This window comes from Pirellulales bacterium, assembly GCA_036499395.1.
Taxonomy (GTDB): domain Bacteria; phylum Planctomycetota; class Planctomycetia; order Pirellulales; family JACPPG01; genus JACPPG01.
Genome location: DASYDW010000083.1, coordinates 19,059 through 39,279 on the forward strand (window position 1 = coordinate 19,059; position 20,221 = coordinate 39,279).

The 20,221-nt window shown below is 57.7% G+C and carries 18 protein-coding genes; 8 read left to right on the plus strand and 10 right to left on the minus strand.

Annotated features, from left to right (window positions below; all coding sequences use genetic code 11):
* Positions 1 to 1,738: 1,738 nt before the first annotated feature.
* Positions 1,739 to 3,817 (plus strand): DEAD/DEAH box helicase family protein, encoded by a 2,079-nt coding sequence (locus VGN12_15805; protein HEY4310916.1) that lies wholly within the window; start codon positions 1,739 to 1,741, stop codon positions 3,815 to 3,817.
* Positions 3,818 to 4,037: 220 nt separating this feature from the next.
* On the plus strand, positions 4,038 to 4,688 hold the full coding sequence (locus tag VGN12_15810) for a restriction endonuclease (GenBank protein HEY4310917.1): 651 nt from the start codon (positions 4,038 to 4,040) through the stop codon (positions 4,686 to 4,688).
* Between the two features lie 371 nt (positions 4,689 to 5,059).
* On the opposite strand, the gene VGN12_15815 is transcribed toward VGN12_15810, so the two are convergent.
* Positions 5,060 to 5,242, minus strand: coding sequence for a hypothetical protein (locus VGN12_15815; GenBank protein ID HEY4310918.1), 183 nt, complete (start codon positions 5,240 to 5,242; stop codon positions 5,060 to 5,062).
* A 375-nt stretch (positions 5,243 to 5,617) separates the two neighbouring features.
* On the opposite strand from VGN12_15815, the gene VGN12_15820 reads away from it, so the two are divergent.
* The 3 genes from VGN12_15820 to VGN12_15830 all read left to right on the plus strand — a co-directional run bounded on the left by VGN12_15820 (position 5,618) and on the right by VGN12_15830 (position 8,353).
* The gene (locus VGN12_15820) at positions 5,618 to 6,601 is read left to right on the plus strand and encodes a histidine kinase (protein HEY4310919.1); all 984 of its coding nucleotides are present in this window, start codon (positions 5,618 to 5,620) and stop codon (positions 6,599 to 6,601) included.
* A gap of 40 nt (positions 6,602 to 6,641) precedes the next feature.
* Entirely contained in the window at positions 6,642 to 7,058 is a 417-nt protein-coding gene (locus VGN12_15825; protein ID HEY4310920.1) for a response regulator, read from the plus strand.
* 608 nt (positions 7,059 to 7,666) lie between these two features.
* Positions 7,667 to 8,353, plus strand: coding sequence for a hypothetical protein (locus VGN12_15830; GenBank protein HEY4310921.1), 687 nt, complete (start codon positions 7,667 to 7,669; stop codon positions 8,351 to 8,353).
* A gap of 242 nt (positions 8,354 to 8,595) precedes the next feature.
* Here the strand turns inward: VGN12_15830 and VGN12_15835 are convergent, their stop codons facing one another.
* Positions 8,596 to 9,426: a PhzF family phenazine biosynthesis protein gene (locus tag VGN12_15835; protein ID HEY4310922.1), complete on the minus strand. Its 831-nt coding sequence runs from the start codon at positions 9,424 to 9,426 to the stop codon at positions 8,596 to 8,598.
* Positions 9,427 to 9,448: 22 nt separating this feature from the next.
* Positions 9,449 to 9,943 (minus strand): YbaK/EbsC family protein, encoded by a 495-nt coding sequence (locus tag VGN12_15840; protein HEY4310923.1) that lies wholly within the window; start codon positions 9,941 to 9,943, stop codon positions 9,449 to 9,451.
* Between the two features lie 923 nt (positions 9,944 to 10,866).
* On the opposite strand from VGN12_15840, the gene VGN12_15845 reads away from it, so the two are divergent.
* Entirely contained in the window at positions 10,867 to 11,166 is a 300-nt protein-coding gene (locus VGN12_15845; protein ID HEY4310924.1) for an ArsR family transcriptional regulator, read from the plus strand.
* 452 nt (positions 11,167 to 11,618) lie between these two features.
* Here the strand turns inward: VGN12_15845 and VGN12_15850 are convergent, their stop codons facing one another.
* The 5 genes from VGN12_15850 to VGN12_15870 all read right to left on the minus strand — a co-directional run bounded on the left by VGN12_15850 (position 11,619) and on the right by VGN12_15870 (position 15,571).
* Positions 11,619 to 12,251 (minus strand): hypothetical protein, encoded by a 633-nt coding sequence (locus VGN12_15850; protein ID HEY4310925.1) that lies wholly within the window; start codon positions 12,249 to 12,251, stop codon positions 11,619 to 11,621.
* Positions 12,252 to 12,289: 38 nt separating this feature from the next.
* Positions 12,290 to 13,252: a formylglycine-generating enzyme family protein gene (locus tag VGN12_15855; GenBank protein ID HEY4310926.1), complete on the minus strand. Its 963-nt coding sequence runs from the start codon at positions 13,250 to 13,252 to the stop codon at positions 12,290 to 12,292.
* A gap of 412 nt (positions 13,253 to 13,664) precedes the next feature.
* On the minus strand, positions 13,665 to 14,045 hold the full coding sequence (locus VGN12_15860) for a Rid family detoxifying hydrolase (GenBank protein ID HEY4310927.1): 381 nt from the start codon (positions 14,043 to 14,045) through the stop codon (positions 13,665 to 13,667).
* Positions 14,046 to 14,269: 224 nt separating this feature from the next.
* On the minus strand, positions 14,270 to 14,716 hold the full coding sequence (locus VGN12_15865) for a YbaK/EbsC family protein (protein ID HEY4310928.1): 447 nt from the start codon (positions 14,714 to 14,716) through the stop codon (positions 14,270 to 14,272).
* Positions 14,717 to 14,755: 39 nt separating this feature from the next.
* Positions 14,756 to 15,571, minus strand: a complete 816-nt coding sequence (locus tag VGN12_15870; protein HEY4310929.1) for a fumarylacetoacetate hydrolase family protein — start codon at positions 15,569 to 15,571, stop codon at positions 14,756 to 14,758.
* Between the two features lie 206 nt (positions 15,572 to 15,777).
* Between VGN12_15870 and VGN12_15875 the strand changes: the two genes are divergently transcribed.
* Positions 15,778 to 16,239, plus strand: coding sequence for a hypothetical protein (locus VGN12_15875; GenBank protein ID HEY4310930.1), 462 nt, complete (start codon positions 15,778 to 15,780; stop codon positions 16,237 to 16,239).
* Between the two features lie 46 nt (positions 16,240 to 16,285).
* Positions 16,286 to 16,969, plus strand: a complete 684-nt coding sequence (locus tag VGN12_15880) for an RraA family protein (GenBank protein ID HEY4310931.1) — start codon at positions 16,286 to 16,288, stop codon at positions 16,967 to 16,969.
* Between the two features lie 44 nt (positions 16,970 to 17,013).
* Here VGN12_15880 and VGN12_15885 read toward each other — a convergent pair whose 3' ends face one another.
* Positions 17,014 to 19,191 carry a prolyl oligopeptidase family serine peptidase gene (locus VGN12_15885; GenBank protein HEY4310932.1) on the minus strand — a complete coding sequence of 726 codons (2,178 nt, stop codon included), beginning with the start codon at positions 19,189 to 19,191 and terminating at the stop codon, positions 17,014 to 17,016.
* 85 nt (positions 19,192 to 19,276) lie between these two features.
* Entirely contained in the window at positions 19,277 to 20,167 is an 891-nt protein-coding gene (locus VGN12_15890) for a branched-chain amino acid aminotransferase (GenBank protein ID HEY4310933.1), read from the minus strand.
* Positions 20,168 to 20,221: the final 54 nt, after the last annotated feature.

Here is a 20,221-nt window from a genome sequence, read left to right on the forward strand (position 1 = left end):
GATGAAAGCTCTCCTCGATCGATTGATCGGATGCTTTTTCATAACGCCCTCTTTCCGATCACCGTCTTGATTGTGTACTGCGCAAGGCAGCGATCGTATGCAAGTTTCGCGTGTACTCTGTGTTGGCGATGATCCGCCCCAATTCACTTAGCCGCGTCGCTGCGGTCCTCGGCGAGCGCGTAAGGGTGCTTACCAGCGACGCACATAGCGCAGACGAATGACCCTATTTCATCGGACGTGACGACGGCAATTGTCCGTTTCGGCGGCAGCATGATGTCCGATGCCCTTTAGCTCATCGGTCTGAATGGAGCGCAGCCGGTCCTCACCGCCCATTACGTCGATTGCCGCCCGCACATGCATGCGTGACGTTTGAGTATCGGCTCTTTCGTTCGCGACCAGCGGTGTCGAGAGAACGAGACAGCAGAGACCCATAGCCGCGCCATTGCAGCAGTCCATTCGCGGCGCGGCTCGCCGTCAATGTGAAGCGGCCTGATAGCTGCTTCTTCCCAGCAGTACGCTATTGGGCCAACGTCTGAGCTTGCGTCTATTGTGTCTTGCATCAAGCTGCTGGCTCCCAGGTCACGCAACTCGCAGAAGCAAACGTGCCGCCACCGCGAAATACCCGCTTGCCATCACTCCCGTTGATCGTCCATCCGAGCGCCTGTTCGTGTAACGATTTTCTCGTCGGCCGACGCGTCTTGAGGCTGACGTACGTAATCCTCACATCAATTGGCGCGCGAACCGGTAAATTTTAGCCGCTTGCAGGTGGCGTGATACTGACAATTTGGCTTCGATTGCTGCCATGCCATCCCCTTGGCCGAACGCCGTGAACCGTCTAGCGAGTCGGCCTGGGCCGGTTCTGCGACCTCGGCAGACCGTCGCACGCAGCACCTACGGTAGTCTTTCGAGCTTCGCTGATCGCCTTCATCACCACGTGTGCGTGCGAGTGAAGGCGAATTCTCCGCGACAGAAATTCTAAGTGGGGCCACTCGGATCACCCCACTGTACTTGAGCAGTGCCCGCACTTCCTTCATGCGCACCGTAGTCGTTAAGGAATTTAGCCGCGAGCGCGTTGACGGCGAAACTGGCGCGGCAAAAAATCCACCGCGATCAGAAATCTCTCGATCAGGGCCTTCGTCACAACTATTATCCACCAGACGGAGTCACTGACGAGGATGCCGGCTTCGCGAAGACTTGTCGCCACGTGTTATTGTTTTTCAATAATCGTTGTAATGGGAACGTTTGGTAGCGTCTCAATCTGCTTTGCAATATTGCGACTCTCTCTGGCTACTACACCCCATTCTCGGATCATGCGGTCAGTGAATAGAATCCCGTCGAGATGATCAAGCTCATGTTGAACCAATTCCGAGACTTGCGGAGAAACTCGTTCAAATCGTTTTGTTTCCAGTGATGCATCGAGAAAGGTTTAGCGTCAGCGAACATGCACGGGTGACCCGCACGGCAATACTTGGCATACACATGCAGTCATCCCACACGTCAATCGTCTCCGGACTAATCCATTCAACAACTGGATTCACTGCAAAGAATGGTCCTGTGCCGAGATCGAAGACAATCGCGCGCTTAGCGATCCCGAGTTGTGGTAGCGAAACTGCGCGGCCCAACTGTGTTCCTTCCGGAATGACCGCAAAGCCTCCGCGAGATCACTGAGGTAATCGTTGGACGCTTCGTTCATTCCGAGTGACTTGTGGATACTTGAAGAAGGTTGTATAAGGTTTGTATGAAAAAAGACATTCCAACCCTGGACTATCTCACCGTGCAGCAGGCGGCGCGATATCTGGGGGTTTCAGCGCAAACACTCCGTCGTTGGGACGCCGAAGGGAAATTGAAATCCGTGCGACACCCCGGCAATGACTATCGCTACTACAAGCAGTCCGATTTGGAACCGCTGCGGCTCGACTACCAACGCGCCGAGCAGATTAATCCGGGCCGATTTTTTAGTTCGGCGCCCGTCGATATTGACACCAATCAACGCCTCCGGGAACCCCAACGCGACGCGCACAAGGCCGTGCGACAACACTTCGAAACGAAAAAAGACGGCGTTATCATTCAAATTCCCGTTGGCTGTGGAAAGACCGGCCTCATAGCGACGTTGCCGTTTCAAATTGCCGCCGGTCGCGTCCTGGTGATTGCACCCAATACCACCATTCGCAAAGGAATCGCCGAGGCGCTCGAAATCGGCAACGCGAAATTCTTTCTCGGCAACCGCAAAGTGTTGACTAGGTTCAGCGAGGGTCCCTTCGTTGCGGTACTCGACGGACCCAATGCGAATATCCACGATTGTACCGAGAGTCAGTACATCATCACTAATATTCAGCAACTGGCGAGCTCGGCAGATCGCTGGTTACCGCAATTTCCTCCAAAGTTTTTTGACATGATTTTGGTCGATGAAGGTCACCATAACGTAGCCGAGAGTTGGCGGAAGGTGTTTGAGCGTTTCCCGGAGGCGAAGGTAGTCAGCCTTACCGCAACGCCATTCCGAAGCGACGGCCAGCGAGTGACCGGTGAGGTGATTTACCGTTACGCCTATGCCAAGGCAATGCTTGCAGGCTATATCAAGCAAATTCACTCGATCAACGTCGCGCCGGCCGAAATCTACTTTACCTATCGTGGTGACACGAAACGTCACAGCCTCAAAGAGGTCCTTGAGCTGCGCGAGGAATCGTGGTTTCGCCGAGGCGTCGCGCTTGCGCCCGAATGTAATACACATATCGTCGACGCAAGCATCAAGCGCATGCGCGACCTACGCGCGGAGACTGGCCAGAAGCAGCAGATTATTGCAGCGGCTTGTTCGATCGACCATGCCCGACAAGTTCGCGGTCTCTACGAGCAACGCGGCATCAAAGCGCGAGAGATCTACAGCGACATGGACGCGGAGCAGCAAGAGAGCGTACTAGCGCAACTGGAGGATTTCCGGATTGATTGCATCGTGCAGGTACAGATGCTCGGTGAAGGCTTTGATCATCCGCCGCTCAGCGTTGCTGCGGTATTCCGACCTTTTCGCAGTCTGTCCCCGTACGTGCAATTCGTTGGCCGCATCATGCGGGTGATGTTTCAGGATGATGCATCGAATCCCGCCAATCACGGGTATGTTGTATCGCACGTTGGGCTTAACAATGACGCTAATTGGCGCGATTTTCGGGAATTCGATCTGCAAGACCAGCAAGTGTTTCGAGATTGGCTCGAAGCCCAGGTAGAAGAGCCCATTGTGCCAGGCGATGAGGGTGGCGGTCATCCTCGGCGCTTTGATCAGGGCATGGACGTGCACAATGAGATCATCAGCGAAGACTTCGTCCGACAATCATTTCTTGATCCGAACGATGACCGCGTAATTGACCGCATTTTGGAAGCAAAAATCCCTGGTACCCGACTGACTTTTAGTTCGATGATGTCCCGCGATCAGGCGCGCGCGATGCTAAAGGAGGCGCAAGAGAAGCAGCTCGCCGGCGTCGCGGAGACTTTTCCCGTCTCGCCTCAAAAGCGCAGGCAAGCTGCTCGAAAGCGCCTTGAGGAGCGCGCGCGCTCGGTGGCGGCACGAGTATTGAAGGACTTGGGCCTGACGCCAGTGGGCTATGACGTCCCCAAGAAGATCGCTTCTGTAAGAGGCTCGAGGAACAATCTAATTGGCGTCACTCGCATGATCCACTCGGCTGTGAACGAGCGACTGAAAATCGAGAAAAAGACGCGCGCTGACGTTCCGCGTGAAGGAATGGAAACAGCGCTGCACGATCTTGATGCTATCGGCGATAACGTAAGGGAGGCGCTTAAACAAGCGCTGAAAAGAAATGGCAAAAGTTAAAGATATTTTGATTCATGTCGTAGTGGAAACAGCAGCCCGACAACGGAAATGCCACCGCAGTCGCAAACACTTCGTGGCAGCGGGTCACGTGTGCCTCGTCATCAAAGATGGTCTGTACAGCAGAAACTATTGCCCGGTCTGCGCCGAGCAGATCCTTGCGCTGGCCTCTTCAAGATTGTCTCAATTGGCCCAGTTGGTCGCATCCCAATAGCCTACATTGATGACTTCTCTTTCGGCGTGGCGGGACTATCAACTGAAGACTGCAGAATTCTTTTGCCGTTTAGGGCTCGGCGCAGCTGTCGAGTCACTTGTGGACGGCGCCCGGGGGCGTCACAAAATCGATGTTCTTGTACAGGGTAAGTACCACGGTATCGAGTTTCGCTGGATTGTGGAATGCAAGGATTGGAAGGCCAACGTACCAAAGGAGAAGGTAATGGCGCTCGCGTCAATTGTTCAGGACGTCGGTGCAGATCGGGGGTTCTTACTTTCCGAAAAGGGCTTCCAGAGCGGCGCCGTGCGCGCCGCTGCGAAGACGAATATAACCCTAACGAGCTTGGCCGACCTCAGTGAGGCGACCGAAGAACACTTTCTTGATGCAGCGATTGGTGCGCTGAACTGGCGGCTCATTAAGGCGCGTAACCGCCTTCGCGATATAAAGAAGCGAGAGTACGACGATGAATTCTTTCCACCAACCGTCACTGTTGGAGCTGAATTGATGATCCTTGAGTCTATGCTTGAAGATGCGGCTAAAGGCGAATACCCGATAATTTATAATAAGGGCAACAGCCGGATCGAGTCGGTAGACGAATTGCTCGTGTATGCAAACAACATCATAAGCTCCGCTGAAAAATGGCAACCCCCGACTTCTTAAGCGACATTCGGTCGGGGCGCTTTAACGTTGGGGTTCCAATAGGGTCATGACAAATTGGATTGGTACAAAAACGTTTAATAAACAACCTGTTATGATCAATTTGTGGTGGGTACACGGCCCACCAAATTCCTCAATACTTTCATCGGCTTACAAGAAAGAAATTTGGAGAAAATCGAAAGTCGTCCCCCATAGATCAGAATTTCCCCCAATTCAACCCATCTCTCGTCGATTTCGTGTTTTGAAGCTGAAATTCTGCGGCAAGCGAAAAAGCGAAATCCCCCATTCACGCGAGAGCGAGCAGTTGGACGTAGTGCCATGGCGCGCGGCGTGCGCGCACGGTCAAGTTTGAACTTCTCGCGGCTAACGGCGAGTCAGCGTACGGGCTTGACCACTTCGGGCTTGCGACGATAGTACCGCTTAGTGATCTCTTGGCTCGTGTGACCGAGCAATTCTGCGGCTCGCTCAATACTGGCTAGATCGCCGCCGACTTTGCCGCGAAGATCATGCTCGGTGAAACGCTCTTCGACATCGGTCTCTTCGAGAAGCCGAGTCATGAAACGCTGCCACATCGAATCCCATCCCTGACACAGGCCGCTTGGGGTCGAGAAGACGCACTCGCGCTAAAATCGTGCAGCCAAGTCGCCACCGGAAACGCGGATGATTTGGGCGTTCGCCCAAGTGGTTAAGACGTCCGCGAAACCCGCAACACGCCGCGGCCAGCCCTCTGCATCGTGCGGCAAGTTAAAGCTGTGATCAGCATTTGGATAAAATTTTACAGTGCAGTGGCTGTTGCCGGCGCGCTTCAAGGCGTCTTGAATGGCGCTTGCACTTTCGGTGACTGGTACACGCTCATCCCGGCCGCCGTAAAGTAAGAGTACGGGCGAACGCACGCGACTCCAGGATTTGGCAGGATCGAAGTTGGCAATCCGATGCGAAAGCGTCCAATAAGGATCATCTCTCGCGGGGGGCGGGAAAAACCAAGCGCGGCCACTGAAGCGCTCGACGAACTCATGCAGCTGCGATGGATCTTTGTCGCTGTACGCCGTATCCGGTCGATGGTTCGCGGCGAGATTCTCAAGACGTTGAGCTTGCATCTCGCCACCTTCGCCGCGATCAGCGCGACGGCGGAAGGCTGGTCGGCGCTGCTCCAGGTCCTTTTCAATCCGTGGCAGCGAAAAACGCCGCCCGCCTTCGTAGACATCTGGCCCTACCTGCTTCGCGAGCAGATCGTGACGTTTGTGATCGCCTATGCGCTGATCCTGGCGGCAACGTACGTGATGGAGTCGCGTGAAAAAATGGCGCGGCAGAACGAGGAACTCGCCCGAGCACAACTTGCCGCGCTCAGGAGCCAGATGGACCCGCACTTCATGTTCAACACCCTGAATTCGATCGCCAGTCTGGTTTATGACCGGCGCGGCGAAGCGGCAGTTGGCATGATCGTCGGCTTGAGCGAGCTTCTGCGTCGCTCCTCGGAAGACTCTCACCGCGCACAGGTCACGCTGCAGGAGGAGGTAGAGTACCTGCAGCGCTACATCGACATCCAAAAAATACGTTTCGGCGAACGCCTTAAGGTGAGCATCGACATTCCCGATGAGCTACTCAAAGTCCAAGTCCCAAGTCTGCTGCTGCAGCCGTTGGTTGAGAATGCGATCAAGCACGGAGTGTCCAAGCGCCGATCAGGCGGCGAGGTTCGCGTCGCTGGCATGAGCCGCGAGGGAACGCTTCATTTGACGGTTTACAATGACGGTCCCTGGGACCATGAGGACATGGCGCTTGCTCGCCACCGCGTCGGTCTCGGCAATCTGCGTACACGTCTTAAGATTCTCCATGGCGACCGGTCCAGCCTATTGCTGCAGCCGGCCCAAGATGGCGGCGTCGAGGTCATTGTGACACTGCCCATACAGCAGTCATGAACACCTCGCCTGCCAGGCCACTTGCCTCGATTCGAGCCTTGTGGTTGATGACGAGGCTCCGGCGCGTCGGTACCTGACTCTACTGTTGCGCAGCGATCCAGATGTCGCATCGGTGATTGAATGCGAATCCGGCTTGGAGGCCATTGAGGAGATCAGGCGGTCGCGGCCCGCGCTTGTGTTCTTGGATGTGCAAATGCCCGAATGCGACGGGTTCGACGTGCTCGAGATGCTGGGTGCGGATTTGCCGGAAACCGTCATCTTTGTGACTGCCTACGACGCTTATGCTCTGCGCGCCTTCGAGGCGGGCGCGCTCGATTACATCTTGAAGCCTTTCAATGACACGCGTTTCAAGCGCGCGCTCGAGCGCGCCAAGAGAAGACTTGCCCGAGGATCCCCGTACCATGCCCAGCCGGTTAGTCGGATCGCAGTAAAAAGCCGCGGGCAGACACTTTCTTGAAAACCTCTGAAATCGATTGGATCGAGGCCGCGAGATCCTATGCGTGCCTGCACCTAGGCAACGATATGCACATCGTGCGCAGGACGATTCAGGAACTTGAACAGGACATGGACCCTCGCAAATTCTTGCGCATCCACCGCTCGATCATAGTTAACCTCGAACGGGTCCGGGGACTCGAGCTGCAGGAGAGCGGCGAGTACGAGATCGTGCTGGATTCCGGGGTCCGTCTCAAGCTAAGCCGACGCTTTCGCAGGCGATTCCAGGATCGTTTGGACCAAGCGTTAGGCGGGCGCTGACGGTGCCGTGGGGCCGTGCGCTTCGCAGCGAGCGAGTGCGCAGGCCCCCGGAAGCCGCAACGAATGGCAGGTTTTCTGCAACGAACGGCCTCGGTGGCTCCGACCATCGGCCATAGAATTGTGCCGCGATTTCTATGAGCGATTGGACCACCTCCCACGTGTAACCGACCTGGGGGTAAGTGGAGAAACGAGCGGGGGCCGGTTATAGAAATTCGAACCCACGACGCGAACAGCTCCGGTCAGAATGCGAGCCCGGCGTGCGAGCGGCGGAGACGTACTTGGAGCGGTGTCATTTCTATATGGTCATGATTCATGAATCCTGATGTAGTCCGTGTTTCACGACGCACCTGGGCTCTCGCGCTCGCCGCTGCAGCCGCCGGCGCGCTTTTCGCTCCCTTCCTGTTAGCCGCTTCCGATTCAGCGGTCATTTCGTTGGTACGCCTGATGATTTACCTGGCGCTAAGTACAGGGTTGGTATCGGCACTGGCCGCCCACTTTGGCTTGCGCTGGGCGGACCGGGCATCTTTACCGATGCCACTGCTGCGCTCTTGGGAATACCGACTGCCGGCGCCATGGCGCGCGTATGGCCGTGTCACAGGACTATCGATCGGCGTAGGTAGCTTCGTCGGAGCGGCTAGCGTCGCAGTGGGACATCTGGTGGGCCTGCCGGCAAATCCGGGTGGTCTGCTGGTTCGTATAGCAACGATCCCGTTTGGCGGCATTGTGACCGAGGTGATCGTTCACCTGTTCCTGATGAGCGGGTTGGTTCTCGCTTTTCGCCGGCGCACTATTCCTGCCGTGCTTGTCAGTGCTCTCGTGTTCGTCATGCTCTTTCACGGCGGATCGCCGGATGGGGTAACTCCAGCAGTGCAATACACCGCACTGGCATTGAATTCGGCGATCGCGATTCTCACCGGCATCATGTATTCCTCGCTGGGCTTCGAGGCCGCCGTCTTGACTCATGCGAGTGCACACGCAGTCGCCTTGGGATTGAATTGAGGTTTCACTTTGGTTTCGGCGGAACCTGCTCGCGCAGGATCGGCGAGAAAAGAGGGGGCTTTGAGAGGTGAGTTTGCGAAACCCGCGAGCATCTTAGGGAGAACAACGCTCGTCAAAACGTACTCCCGACCCTGGTAATCGGCTTAGGCAGAAGGGAGCGCGAGGAATGCCGCGGTTATCACGAATCCCCTCATTCCTGTCCCATGATTAGAATTACCAGTCCCGAGCCGGCCCTGACTACCTTAGGCAATCTCATCGGAACCGATTCGCAGCCGACTCTCGATCACGGTCACGCCGGCGCCGCTCAAGATAACCCGGTCGCCGCGCAAGTGCGTCTGAATCTCGGCACCGCGACCCGGATAGGCTTGGAAGAATCGGAGAGTTTCACGCCCCAGTTTTTCTGAAAACAGAGGTGCAATGAGACAGTGTGCAGATCCGGTTGCGGGGTCTTCCGGCACACCCACACTCGGCGCAAAGAAGCGGCTGACCACATCGAATCCCGCACCGGGATCCGCCAAGGATGCCACGACCAAATCCCCGCGCCCTCCGGTAGCTGCCGCACATAATTTCTCAACTGCCACCAAGTCCGGGCGCAGCGCGCGCACGTTATGCTCATCAGACAAAATAGTAATGAGGTAACTGCCAACCCAAACCTCAATCGGCTCCACGCCGATCGCGTCCGCTAAATCCATCGGCGCTGTGACGCGTCGCGCTCGTTCCGCAGGAAAATCCATACGATATAACGCGTTTTGCCTTTCGACGGTCAGCACACCCGAGAGCGTGTCGAAGACTAACTGGCCGCCCCGCAAGTCCAGTTCCGTGAAAAGAACATGCGCGGCAGCCAGGGTTGCATGCCCGCAAAGCCGTACTTCGCTGGTCGGCGTCATCCAGCGCAATCCAAATCGAAAAGGATCTCCCGACTTCAACAGAAAGGCGGTTTCGGATTGATGGTTTTCGGCCGCCAGAGCCTGCATCCACGGATCGCTCGGCCAACGATCGAATGGCTGTACGACGCATGCCGGATTGCCTTTAAAAGGGGCGCTGGCAAAGGCATCTACAGTCCACTGGTACATGAAGTGACTCGCGTATTTGCCGCTATCGAAGCGGGTTTGAAATGGACTCGAAGCGCGGATTTGCCAAGCGAACGTAGTCTTCCATCTTCAATCCGATGGAGCGATCAAGCCGAGCCGCGTTGAAAAAGATTTCGTCGTGCTGCTTGAGACCAGGATCCGCGATCAACTCCAATCTGGAGTCCATGGCAAACGGCAAAATTGTGCCCACAACCGAGGCCGCCAATTCCTCGGCACGGTCAGGCGGGGCAAATCCGGCGTAGGTTCCTCCTTTGAGGGACTTTACGGCATTCAAATCGACGCGCGCGTCGCCCGGAACGACGGCGAGCACGAATTTGGTCACCTTTTTGCCGAACTTGACCATCACAATGATGCATTTTGCGGCTTGCGCAACTGGATGGCCTCGCATTGGGCTTACGAGCTCCGTGCGACCCTCCGGCGGGTGATCAATGAGTCGGTAACGCGCCCGATTGGTATCGAGCAACTCAATCAGGCGCGCGTATGTGGCATTGTTCGTCACGGCCCAACCAAAGTTTTGCGCTGCACGGACGCACCCTGTGGGGATCCAGCGACCGAGACTTCGCGACGCGCGACTTCGTTCGTGCCAGGGATTGTCCGGGGTGCCATTCCGCCTCCTCTCATTTCACGCGGGGTGTTTCTCTGACCCTGTATCGCACGTCGGTAATCAAGTCTACTGTACATCGTTACTTCGCCAAGTGCCAATATACTGGCGTCCCTGCATCGTGCGTCGAGTCCTGCGCCGGCGAAAATCCTGCAAGTGAGTGCCTGCAACCGCCTCGTGGAGATTGAGCCGCGTTTGGCGAGTGCACCGGGGGTCGAGCGCCTGACAGGGCCGTGGCATCGACTCCTTGCTAAAGCGCTTGTACTCAGTCGCCGGTCGGTACAATTCCGGCGTTCTCGACCATTAGGATGACGCATCGCTGGGGCGCGTGGGTGCGATGAAAGACTGCCTTCGGCACAACAACCCCCCCCCCGAGCTCTTAAAGCAAGCGAGCGCTCCTCGAGGTCCACATAGAATTCGCCTTCCAGACAGAAGAACTCGTCGTTCTTGTCGTGCTTATGCCAGTGATACTCGCCTTGCATCACGCCGAGCCGTACCACCGATGTATTCACCTGGCAAAGGGTCTGGTTGAACCATTGATCCTTGACCGTGCTGACTAGAGTGGGGACATCGACCTTTGCAAGGTGGGGAAACAAAACATTGAGATGGGTGGCGTACGGATGGACAATCGCGTCGGGCGGTTTCTCCTCCGAAGTCATGTTGTCTCCGATTCTGAGACGCCGGCACCGGAGGGCGATAGGGCAACTCTTTCACCCGCACGACATCGATAGATTTTCGTCAGTTGTTTTATCATAGTCCCTGGGTCCTGCTCAGTGGCCAATTTATGTAAGTATACTTAGCTAAGTGACGAAGTACCAATTATGAACCCCAAAGTTGCTCGAGCCCTTTCCAGTGAAAAGCGAGTTCTTATCCTGCGATGGCTCAAGGATCCCGTTAAACATTTTCGACCTCAAAAAGATGGTGATCTGGTCGATGATGGGGTGTGCGGCATCCGGATTGCCGAAAAACTTGAAGTGACCCAGCCGACTGCGAGCGAACACTTGCGGATCTTATCGGATGCCGGGCTGCTGAAATCCAAGAAGATAAAGCAATGGATTTTCTACCGGAGGGATACCGAAGGTATTCGGCGTGCGCGCCGTTCACTGACCGAGGTTCTGTAGTCGCGTGGTCTGGCTTAAGCAGCGTACGATCCGAGGCAGGCCGAACGAAAGGTGAAACGTCCGACACATCAATGGCTTGCCCAAAGGACATCGCTGCCGCTGCACAGATTCGGGGTCTCCGTACCGGGAAAATCGACAGCAAAAACGCGGGGACCCCATGACCAGACGCCGGTTCCTGAAACCAAACAAAATACAGACGATTGCTCTCGACAAAAACATTGCTTGTCAGTCGACAACTTGCCAAGGGCAGTCGGTTGTTACTGGTCCTGGATGTGAACCGAGGGCCATTTGCACAAGTGAACTATGGTACTGGCAAAGATGTGAGCAGGGAGCCTCGCGGACGCGAAGGTTCCATGCAGATTACGTGTCTTGGCGGCAGCTATATTTGCGTCCCGGTTTCCGAAAGTATGCGGAAGACGCAGCGGACTCTCGCGCGCTGGCACCGAACGATGTCACGCCTCGATCTGCCCAAAATGCCACGTTTGCCGTGCATCTTCAGGCCCGGTCAGTTCCTGCATCTGGAGAATCGCCGTGTTCGGGCCATCCAGATACGGTCCCGTGACATCGATGTGCGGGCCGGGATAAATGCCTTTTTCAATGGCTTGTCTGAGCCGCAGGTCCGTATTAGGTTCGACGCTTCCCGTAGTACGCATGGTCGTCACACCGTTCGCAAGAGATAGGCGAGGCGCAGAGAAGGGCATGTGCAGAAATTGGTTCGGCCTCTCGAAGCTGGCATCGGAAGCGAGATTTGGCCGCGCCAGATAGAACATCGTGCTATGCATGCCGACAATACCCGGCATGACGGAATAGCCGCGCAAATTGAAGATCGTGACGCCATCAACGGCGGCTTCGTCTGTGCCGGTTGATATTGAAATAATTTTCCCGTCTGCGATAACAATATTCTTGTCTGCACTGGGCGCGGCGCCCGTACCGTCGATGATTTGAATATGTTCAAGAATCACCTTGGGTGTCTGCACGCGCAAATATTTACGTACCTGAGGACCCAGCACCTCGACTCGCTGTGCATCCACAACCTCGGAGAACATCAAAGCCACGAGGCAGAACACAATTCGGCATGTCGGCATGCTTGTCTATCCTTAAAGCGACGGCTTATCTACGCCAACTAGGGGAGCGTTCGTGCCAGGCGAAAGCCCATAATTGCGTCGCGAAAATCGGGGGGATTTCTCTCGCGCGTGGCCGAGCGCAGAAGCCACGCGGGATATAACCACGAACTGCCGCGATCGACGCGCATGCAATTAGCCGGCGTTTCATTGGCACTGCCGTTGGCGCTTGCGTTGGCGTAGGTATCGGCGTAGCAGTCCTCGGTCCATTGCCAGACATTCCCGACCATGTCGTGGAGTCCGAACGCGTTGGCGGGCTTCAAACCCACGGGCTGAGTTTTAGCGCCTGCATTGCCCTTGTACCAGGCATGATCCGAGGCTCCGGTGTCCTCATTGCCCCACCAGAAGCGTGTGCTGGTTCCCGCTCGGGCGGCGTATTCCCATTCCGACTCGCTGGGCAGCCTATATGGGCCGTCGCCTTTCATTGAGCTGGACCGAGCCACTTTGCCGTTCAGCCACGCAATAAACGCGTGGGCGTCCTGCCAACTTACGCACACAACCGGGTCCCGGTCGCTCTGCTCGAAGCCTGGACTTCGCCAACTGAGGCCTGGCTGCTTATCCCATTTGTAGCTGTCTACACCGCATCCATCACCCGCGGGATAGGCGGTGTCGCGAACGAATGCCGCATATTCGCCTCGGGTTACCTGGTACTTGCCCAAGGCAAACGATCGTAGAGATACGGTATGTTGCGGGGATTCATCAGAAACCGATTCCAGCGAGGCGCCGTGGTTTGCGGCCCAGGATTTATCCTTCATCGTGGAACCCATCGTGAATGAACCCGCCGGGAGCACCACCATCTCTGGGCAACTCGAGCAGTCGCGAAACAGCGCGCCGGTGGGGCGCGGCGGGGTAGCGGGCGACTGCGCCTTCACTGTGGCAGTTAGCCAAATGCCGAGCAAGGTCAGTGTTGCCAGCACTTCCGGAACCCGAGCCGCTAGCACTAAGCCAGGCAATGATTTGGTCAATTCATACTCCTGTTTGCCCAGCCGGGGTCTCAGGTTTCCAAACCGACACCCTCAAGCATTCGCGCTGCAGATTATATCTCCGACATCCAACGTCGATGCTACTACAGACGCCGGGGCAACAGCAAACAAGCGTCGTGAACCTGTTTCGAGGAACCGCCGTGCCGGCGTGGCCTGTTTCGCACGGTCTAGAAAGCAAATGATGCGCTTCGCCTATGTGCGGATGAGGAGGGTGACTGATCCCAAGCGTCGTCTCGCCGAAATTGAGTTCGCGGGCAATCTTCTGCATACCCTCGGTCGAAATGCCGGCCGCGTCAGGCAGAACTGCGAGCTGATTGCCGCCGAACGGCGTCGCACCGAAAACATCGACGATGTGAAATGTGTACTTCATAAGATCAACCTTCGTTCGGTCCCCTCAAGCCTTGACCACGAGGTCGATCTCAACGCAGGCCCCTAGCGGCAGCGCGGCCACCGCGATCGTCGTGCGGGCGGGAAAGGGCAGGCTGAAATACCTTGCGTAGACGCCATTCATCGCGACGAAGTCACTCATACTCGTGAGATAGACTCCGGCGCGCGCAACGTGATCGAAACTCCTGTCGGCGGCCTCGAGAACCGCCGCGAGGTTGCGGAATATGCGCTCTGTCTCGGCCACAATACCCCCCTCGACCACCTTGCCAGTGGCCGGGTCTTGGCCGACCTGACCGCTGAAGTAAATGAAACCACCGACTTCGATCGCCTGGGAAAACGGGCCAACGGGCGGCGCGAGTTCAGGCGAGGTAATTGAAGTCTTGTTCAAGAAAAACTCCTGTGGGCATCGATTGGATGGTCAGGACGGCGCAGCTTACGGTTACGCTCCTTTTGCAATGCCTTGCGGGCGTTTGCAGCGTTCTTGAGCGCAAAGCGTTGATTGAACGTAATGCCCACCGTCCTAGGATGCACACTCCGGCCTTAACCCTATTTCCCAGCACTCGCCAGCCCGCGAAGCCATTGGAGCGCAAGCCGCGTACGTTCAAGAATCGCCTATATTTCTTTGCAGACATCGACCCACCTAGCGCCCGTGAGCTGAGCTAAGCGAGCAGGCGGGACTCGAATGGCTGCGTGGGTCGAGCCACCCGCGGTCACGACCTCAGCGAAACGCTTTAGCTGAATGTCGAAGAAAACAGGCATAGACATAGCAAGGAAGAGCGGAGTAATTGCGCCCACAGGGTGACCGGTAATCTCAGAGGCCTCAGAGCCCGGCATCATGTGACCTTTGCCGCCAAGCTGCTCCTTGACTTTGCGGTTGTCGAGCCGCGAATCGCCGCAGGTCACGACGATCACCGCCTCATCACCGACGCGCAACGTCAGCGTCTTGGCGACTTGGGCGGGCAGGACTTTCCATTCGCGCGAGATGTAAGCGGTCGTATGCGCCTCGGTCAGATCGACAACCTCGAGCTCCGGAGCGTGCGTGGCCAGATATTTGCGCATTGCTTCCGACGTTATGGCAATTCTCCTGACATCCTGTTGCTATCGGACAGCCACTGAATTGCGCAGACGTCCGACGCTTTCGATCTCGATCTCGACCAAGTCCCCGTAGGTCACCTGCTGCGTTTTTCCCGGAGTACCCGTAAAGATCACGTCGCCGGGCATCAGAGTTACAAATTGTGAAACATAGCTCAGCAGCTTGTCGGGAGAATAGACCAGCTCCCTTGTCGAGGAATCCTGCCGTAAGTCGCCATTGACCCAAGTGCGTAAGCGCAGGTTGGAATAGTCAAGGCCTGTGACGATCGCCGGGCCCATGGGACCAAAGGTATCCGAGCCTTTGGCGCGGAACCATTGAAGATCGTTCAACAGCCACTCGCGGTCGACAAGGTCGTTGCAGATAGACACCCCGAAGACATAATTTTTGGCATCGCTCTCGCTAACGCGGGTTGCCCTTTTTCCCACCACGAGCGCCAACTCGCCCTCGAAATGGACGTTGCTTGCTCCTGGCGGAAAGACGATATTCGCGCCGTCGGCAATCAGACAGCTGGGGAATTTGGCGAAAATCACGGGCTTGGACATATCGAGCTGCTTGCCGTTGGGTGTCGTGAACCCGCCTTCGGCAGATTTCACGAATGTCTGGTGGCTGGCGTAATTCAGGCCCACCGCGACCACCTTGGAGGGTTCGCAGGGGACCAGCAGACGCACCTGTTCAACGGGATACGTCGCCCCCGTCGGTGTCGGGTTCGAATAGATCGAGCCGGCGAGTTCCTCAATGAGATCGCCGTTCCAACGGCCGTAGGCCGCGCGAACACCGCTTTCAAATCGGACGTATTTCTGGCTTTGTATGTGCGCGCCCACCGGCCTCTCTTAGGTTTGCGCCGAAGCGCATCGGCGAGTCGCAAGGTTAGGGAGGGCCGCACGGCGGGTCTTGAATGGTTGTGCATGATGGCGATGCCGAGTGAATGCACAATCATTCAAGACGGGTTACGGCGTCTTTTCCTAGCCTTGCCGCCCTCGGTACGCGAAAGGGCCCCTCCACAACAATCCACAACGGATGAAATCTAATGACCAAGACGATGATCTTCCGCCTTTGTCTCGCAGTATCTTCACTTTCGCTGACCGCGCGTGCCGCGGACCAGCCTCAGTACAGTGAGGGCGCGGTCACGAGCGTGACCTATCTACAAGTTCAATATGGCCATTTCGAAGAGTACGTCGACTGGCTGAATACCCTCTGGAAGCCCACCATGGAGGCTTCGAAGAAGGCTGGGCTGATCCTCGACTACAAGGTCTTTATGGCGGGTAAATTCGATCCGTTGCCGCCCATCCCCAAATCGCCCGATGGGCCCAATATCATGTTGTGGATCACGTATAAAAATATGGCGGCTTTGGATAAGAGCGTCGAGCTGGAAGCGGTGGCCACGAAGGTCATCGGCAGCATCGAAGTTCAGAACAAGGCCCGAGTGGGCCGCAGTGAATACCGAAGACCTCTGGGTGGTGAGTTGATACGGGAGCTCATTTTAAAGTGAGTCGAGAGTCAGAGTTCCTGTCGCATACCCTAGAGAGGCATCAGTGATGGCGCAGCGGGAGTCGGAGGAGCAGCTATTCGCTTGGATCCGGAAGGAACTGTCGACTCCTCCCATCAGCGACGTGATGGAGCAGCTGGGGTTTCGTTACCCCATGCTGCCGCCGCATATCCGCCCGGTGTGCAGCGGTATGGTGCTGATCGGTCGTGCCATGCCGGTTCAGGATGAACCCCCGGTCGAGTATGGGGAGCCAGCGCGCTTCGATGCGCAGCCGTTTGGTTTGATGTTCGAATCCATCGAGGCGCTTCGTCCCAACGAGGTCTATATCGCCAGCGGCGGCCCAACGCACGCGGCAAGATTGGGGGACATGTTGGTGACGCGGGCGCAGAAGTTGGGTGCCGCGGGCGTGGTGATCGATGCGCATCTGCGCGATGGCAACGGCATCCTGGCTCTGAACCTTCCCGCCTTTGCTCACGGTTTTCACGCGTACGGATTGCAAGGGCGCCACAATGTGGTGGACTTTCGCTGCTCGATCACCATCGGCAAGGTGCGGATCAGACCGGGCGATCTGATCTTCGGCGACGACGACGGCGTCTGTGTCATTCCCCACGAGGCCGAAGGAGAGATCCTCAACCGGGCCTTTGCCAAGGCTCAATTAGAATTGAGCGTCCGCAAAGACATAGAGTCCGGTCAAAGTGTTGTCGATGCCTTCAAGAAACACCGGGTGATGTAAGGCGCCAAGCGAGACCGAAGCGCTAAAGAAGTGTCGCGCGCGGATCAATGTGGAGTCTCGTTTAGATGTGAGGGCGGCGAAACCGACTGTGCCAGACCGAGCTCTTCGGCGAAAAAGCCAAGTTCCGCACCAATATTTCCCACGCGCTGACTGAATGAAGAGCTGACGCCATGCCCTTCACCCCGGCGTGTGATCAGCAGGATCGGCCGCGGCGAGGTGTTGGCCTTCTGCAGCGCCGCCGCAAACTTGCTCGACTGCCATGAGGCGACGCGCGGATCATTGTCGGCGGTGATGAGCAACACGGCCGGATATGCGGTGCCGGGACGCACTTGCTGCTGAGGCGAGTAGGCGTTGAGCCATGCGAACTCGGCGGCATTCTTCGCCTCGCCGAACTCGTAGCTGCCGTACACCCCGTTGGGCCAGCGATCCAAGCGCAGCATGTCATATAAACCAACGAAGCTGACCACCGCGCGATAATCCGCCGGGTGTTGAGTCAGGGCGGCACCCATGAGCAACCCCCCGGCGGAGCGACCGACGATGCCTAGGTGCTCAGCGTCGGTCCAGCGAGCATCCACCAGTGCCCGCGCCGCGGCATGCAAGTCATCGAAGCGGTGCTGCACGTTTGCGCGGCTACCGTCCGCGTGCCAGCCCTCGCCGTATTCGCCGCCTCCGCGGATATTGGCATAGGCGTAAACGCCGCCCCGCTCGAGCCAAGCGAGCACCGCAGAGATGAAAGACGGCTGCCGAACGCGGCCTTGGTGGCCGTAGGCGCTCAAAATCGTGGGGCGTTCTCCGTCGCGGCGCGGATCCCCGAGTGCCAACACCGTGATCGGCACACGCACGCCTCCGGTGGAGAGGGCGTCCAGCCGCCACGTGTGCAACTGGGAGTAATCCCCTGCCGGTTTGACTTCGAATTCCGTCGTGACCGTGCCGCTCGCGCCATCGAATTTCACCCAGCGCGGGGGCACCGACCAGCCAGAGTAGCTGATCAAAGCGACGGAGGAGTCTTCGGTGCTGGCGATCGCGTTGATGCCGATCCCGCTTGACGGCAATGGGACTGTGCGTACGAGCTCGCCGTCGCTGTTGAACTGCCGCACGCGCCAGTCCGGTCCGCGGGTTTCCACCAGCAAAAAGCCTTCCTTGATTGCCGCCACGCCGTTCATTGCCCAGTCCTGCTGCGGCAAAACCACGTGGGGGTGGCCGTCGCGGTCGAGCGCCAAGAGTCGACCTCGAGGTGCCTCTCGATAGGTCAAGAGCAGCAGACGATCACCGTCCCACGTGGCGCCACCTCCGGTCTCGCTGTCGACCGTGCGCACCCGCTCGTCGATGCCGAGCACCTTGCGCCACGTGTGCGCCGATCTCAGATACACGCTTTCGTAGTTGCCATCGCCGTAATAGATGAACGCGGCCGCATGGCCGCCATGAGCCGAGCTGATCAGCTTGTGTTCGGCAAGCGGCGAGGGTGGGCCGCCGCGCTCAGCGGTGTCGGCGCTGGCCTGCGTGCCGAGGGCATGGTGATACAGCTGAGCGTTGAATTGCGCGCGGGCGATCGGCACGCTGCCGGGCAGCGGCAGGCGCACATACGTGACACCCTTTCCATCCGCATCCCATGCGAGCGACTGCGGTGTCGTGCCGCCACCTGCATACGGCAGGGCATCCGGCATGACCCGGCCGCTCGACACCTCGACAAAATGGATGGTGGTGCTTTCCGTCCCCCTCTCGGCGGTCCCATACGCCACTTGCGTGCCGTCGGGCGAAGGCCAGAAATCGCTGATGGCCGTGTCGCTTTGGGTGGCATTCGGGTCGACGATCACTTTGGATTCTCCGTTTGGCCACGCTTCGGCCACGAGCACGGCGTACGGCTGTGGCGGAGTTTGTCGCAGGTAGAAGAGTACATTGGCGACGATTTGCGGTTCGGAGCGCTGGGCAGATGTCAGGGAGAGCTGGCGGGCACGCTCGATGATCGCGCCGTGATCCTGAAAGCCGCTCATGACGGAATCGGTGTAGGCATTCTGCGCGTCGATCCACTGCTCCACAGCGGGGGCCCTCGTCTCCTCGAGCCACCGATAGGGATCCTGGACCGGCTTGCCATGGTGGATGTCGACGACCCTGTGCTCGGGGGTGGCCGGTGGGGCAACTTGAGACACTGCCGCCGCGGCGAGCGTCAGGGAAAGGCAGGTCACCGTGGTGAGCGCCATCGGGACGATCAGAAGTTTTCGCACAGTGTCACTCGCTTGAGGAATTGAAAATAATCGGACCCGTTCGCTGCCGCCAGGCTGCAAACAATGCGGGTACCCATGGTCCGCTTTACGCTGCGCAGGCGGGCGCCTCGCGAACCTTGGAGGCATAGGCATCGATCAATGTTTGCGTCATTCTTCCCGGATTGAACGTGTATGCGCCGATTTTGGCCACCGGGGTGATCTCGGCCGCCGTGCCGCAGATGAAACATTCGCTGAAGCGCGCAAGCTCGCTCAGGGCGATGCGGCGCTCAGCGACCACGATGTCGAGCTGGGCAGCGAGCGCAACGAGGGTTTGACGAGTAAGGCCATTCAAAAAGCGGTCGGCGGTCGGCGTGTGCAGGACGCCGTTGGCAACGAAAAATATGTTCGCTCCGGTGCATTCGGCGACCAAGCCCTCCCAATCGAGCATCAGGGCATCGGCACAACCCCGGCGTTCAGCGGCATGTTTGGACAGGGTGGCCGTGACGTACAGTCCGCCGGCCTTTGCTTGAACCGGGGCACAGCGCGGACCCGGCCGCCGGTAGTCGGCGATATCCAGGGTGATGCCTTTCATCTTCGTTTCCGGATCGAACATCGATGGCCACGGCCACGCGGCCACCGCGACGTGGACGCGCGAGTTTTGCGAGCTGAGCGCCATCATTTCGCTTCCACGCCAGGCAAAGGAGCGAACGTAATGATCTCCGCCGCCGGCGAGCTCGAGAATCCGCGACTTTGCCGCTTCGAGTTGCTCAAGGCTGTAAGGAATGCGCATATCGAGCAGCTCGGCCGAGTTCAGCAGGCGCTGCGAGTGGTCTCTCGAGCGAAAGATGCGACTTTCATAGGAGCGCTCGCCGTCGAAAACGCACGATCCGTAGTGCAAACCATGGTTCAGCACGTGAACGCGCGCGTTCCGCCACGCGACGCACGCGCCATTCAGCCAGATGAAGCCATCGCGATCGTCAAAGGCGGGTACTGTCATATTGTGGCTTCATTCCGGCCGCAACGGTTGGCTTGCCCCACATGGGAGGGTTAC

Excerpts from the sequence above, each read along its gene's own strand:
- VGN12_15845 (HEY4310924.1), top strand. The coding sequence starts at position 10,867 with ATGAACCCCAAAGTTGCTCGAGCCCTTTCCAGTGAAAAGCGAGTTCTT.
- VGN12_15830 (HEY4310921.1), top strand. The coding sequence starts at position 7,667 with ATGAATCCTGATGTAGTCCGTGTTTCACGACGCACCTGGGCTCTCGCG.
- VGN12_15880 (HEY4310931.1), top strand. The coding sequence starts at position 16,286 with ATGGCGCAGCGGGAGTCGGAGGAGCAGCTATTCGCTTGGATCCGGAAG.
- VGN12_15835 (HEY4310922.1), bottom strand. The coding sequence starts at position 9,426 with ATGTACCAGTGGACTGTAGATGCCTTTGCCAGCGCCCCTTTTAAAGGC.
- VGN12_15865 (HEY4310928.1), bottom strand. The coding sequence starts at position 14,716 with ATGCGCAAATATCTGGCCACGCACGCTCCGGAGCTCGAGGTTGTCGAT.
- VGN12_15875 (HEY4310930.1), top strand. The coding sequence starts at position 15,778 with ATGACCAAGACGATGATCTTCCGCCTTTGTCTCGCAGTATCTTCACTT.
- VGN12_15850 (HEY4310925.1), bottom strand. The coding sequence starts at position 12,251 with ATGCCGACATGCCGAATTGTGTTCTGCCTCGTGGCTTTGATGTTCTCC.
- VGN12_15820 (HEY4310919.1), top strand. The coding sequence starts at position 5,618 with ATGCGAAAGCGTCCAATAAGGATCATCTCTCGCGGGGGGCGGGAAAAA.
- VGN12_15815 (HEY4310918.1), bottom strand. The coding sequence starts at position 5,242 with ATGACTCGGCTTCTCGAAGAGACCGATGTCGAAGAGCGTTTCACCGAG.
- VGN12_15890 (HEY4310933.1), bottom strand. The coding sequence starts at position 20,167 with ATGACAGTACCCGCCTTTGACGATCGCGATGGCTTCATCTGGCTGAAT.
- VGN12_15810 (HEY4310917.1), top strand. The coding sequence starts at position 4,038 with ATGACTTCTCTTTCGGCGTGGCGGGACTATCAACTGAAGACTGCAGAA.
- VGN12_15805 (HEY4310916.1), top strand. The coding sequence starts at position 1,739 with ATGAAAAAAGACATTCCAACCCTGGACTATCTCACCGTGCAGCAGGCG.